This is a genomic window from Rhizobium sp. SEMIA 4085, from assembly GCF_013004495.1.
GTDB classification, from domain to species: domain Bacteria; phylum Pseudomonadota; class Alphaproteobacteria; order Rhizobiales; family Rhizobiaceae; genus Rhizobium; species Rhizobium gallicum.
Genome location: NZ_JABEPH010000593.1, coordinates 1 through 2,196 on the forward strand (window position 1 = coordinate 1; position 2,196 = coordinate 2,196).

General features: G+C 64.5%; 2 protein-coding genes. Both read left to right on the forward strand.

Going from position 1 to position 2,196, the window contains the following annotated elements; all coding sequences use genetic code 11:
• Positions 1-701 (forward strand): HEAT repeat domain-containing protein (locus C9413_RS31405; RefSeq protein ID WP_170251441.1); only part of this gene is annotated, 701 nt, incomplete at its 5' end.
• Between the two features lie 5 nt (positions 702-706).
• Complete coding sequence (locus C9413_RS31410; protein WP_040114101.1) at positions 707-1,903, forward strand: SCO family protein; 1,197 nt, start codon at positions 707-709, stop codon at positions 1,901-1,903.
• Positions 1,904-2,196 lie beyond the last annotated feature (293 nt).

Consider the following 2,196-nt stretch of genomic DNA (forward strand, 5'->3'; position numbering starts at 1 on the left):
TCCCTTATCTGCTCGATCTGCTCGGCCGCAAGACCGAGACTGTCGCGGTACGCAGGGCCGCTCTCGACATGCTGACAACCGCGGAATTCGTCGGGGGCGCCTTTCTCGATTTTCGGCCTCAGGTGATCGAAGCAATGCGCGCGCTGGCGGAGGACAAATCGCCGGTGCTGCGCCAGAAGGCGCTCGAATATCTGGCGCAGGAGAACGACGACTACGCCCGCGACATCCTTACCGAGGCACTGAACACGCCGGAGAACGCACCTGTCGGCCAGGCAAAGGCGGTCCAGCTTCTCGGCCTCGACGACCATGCCAACGCGGCCGATCTGGTGCGCAACCAGTTCGAGCAGTTGTCGCCGGCCGCTCGCGAGGAAGCCGTTCATCTGCTCGGAACCGATCCGAAAAGCGTGCCGCTTCTGTCCAATCTGGTAAAGGACAAGACGGTCGGCGAGAAACTGCGGCGGGTGACTGCCGCCGGTCTGAAAGCGATTGACTCCGAACGGTTCGCCCAGACGGCACGCGACGTGCTGGCCGATCGCAGCGACAGCGCGACCTTCAAGGCCGCCATCGTCGGCATGGCGCAGACGATGAGCCCGGTGCACGCACTCGACACGGTCATCGATGCTGCCCAGCGGCATACGAAATCGAAGACGTTGAAAGACGCAGCACGGCGCTATTTCGCAGCGCCGCGCAAGCCGGAGTAACCTTCATGGCGGCGCTTTCGGGCCTGCAGGCGCGAGCCGGCGAGATCGACCGCGCCGCGGCGAGCGCCGATCCCGAGACGGAGCTGAGCCGGTTTTTTCGCGACAGCGATCCGGTCTATGCCGGACTGGGGTCGGCAGACGTCGATCGGGTCAGGGCCTATGCACTTGCAGTGGTCGCCCGCACTGCGCCAAGATCGGGCATCGCTGCGGCGCGCGAAGAGATCGATGCCGGGATTGTGGCGGGACCGCTCGCAGCGGCTGGGCGGCTCGTCGCGGCACTCGACAGGCCGAGCCGCGACTGGCTTGGGCCGCTTGCCGCGGCCGCTACGCGTATTCGCGGACGTGACCAGAAAGTCTGGCTCGACCAGATCGAGGCCCGCATCCCCTCCAGCGTCACCGATACGGCGACGACCGAACTTGCGCTTGCCTTCCGGGCGGTGGTGCGGAGAAACGGTCTTGGCGCGGCCGATTTCGCGCAGCTCCTCGCCGATGCTCCTTTGGGATTTGCCCGCGCCGTTGAAGGCGTGCTCGATACGATCGCTGCGGCCGAGGGCCCCGTGGCGACGATGCCTTCCTGTTGTTGCGATGGGACAAGCGAAGCGACGCCGAAAGGCGAAAGGGCTTTGGCCGGACGTGACCCGGTCCCAGTCGGGTTTAGTACATGCTGCTGCCATGCAGAAGAAACTCTTCCTGTGCCGAACAAAGTTCTTCCAGCCTCGATCTGGGACGTGCAGGTGGAGGATCATGACGGCGAAAAGGCAATGCTCGGCGCGCGCTTGCTCGGGCGCCCCGCGATTCTTGCTTTCTTCTACACGCGCTGCATGAATCCATTGAAATGCTCTCGCACGGTCACGATCCTCGCCGAAACGGCAAAGCGGGCCGCGGCGGAAGGCTTGGCGGTGGGTGTCTTCGGCATGTCCTACGACCCGGCATGGGACACGCCGGCGCGGCTCAGCCGCTACGGTCTCGACCGGGGAATGCAGTTTACGCCGGATGTGGCGCTGTTGCGAGCGACCGGCGATTGGGACGGGCTACGCATGACCCTCGAGCTTGCAGTCGGCTACGGTCCGTCAACCGTCAACCGCCACCGGATCGAAGTCCTTGTCCTGGACGCCAACGGCCGTCCCGTGTTCGAAAGCGATGGCCGCCCGCCGGAAGCCGGCGAGCTCCTTGCGGTATTGAAACAGGCAGCCGCGCGCTAGGCGCGCCGAGGGAATGCGGATCGGTCATCGGTCCCGATCATGATGGTACGCATCGCGTGCAAGACTGGGGAAGACCATTGAAACTCAAAAAGCGGCGGTTTTCGGCGGCGGAGCGGTGGGCCGTACACGGTTCATGACGACAGCTGCTGCCTGGGGGGAGAGGCGATCGCCATGATGGAGATTGACCATATCTTTCCGGAGAGCCTTGCTGCCGACGAGGCAAGACTTGCAAAGGCACTGCGGGTTGCAGGGGGAAGTCGGTGTGACAAGGGAGTGAGAATGGCGCAGGGGTT

Coding starts and splice junctions, on each gene's coding strand:
- C9413_RS31410 (WP_040114101.1), top strand. CDS start 707: ATGGCGGCGCTTTCGGGCCTGCAGGCGCGAGCCGGCGAGATCGACCGC.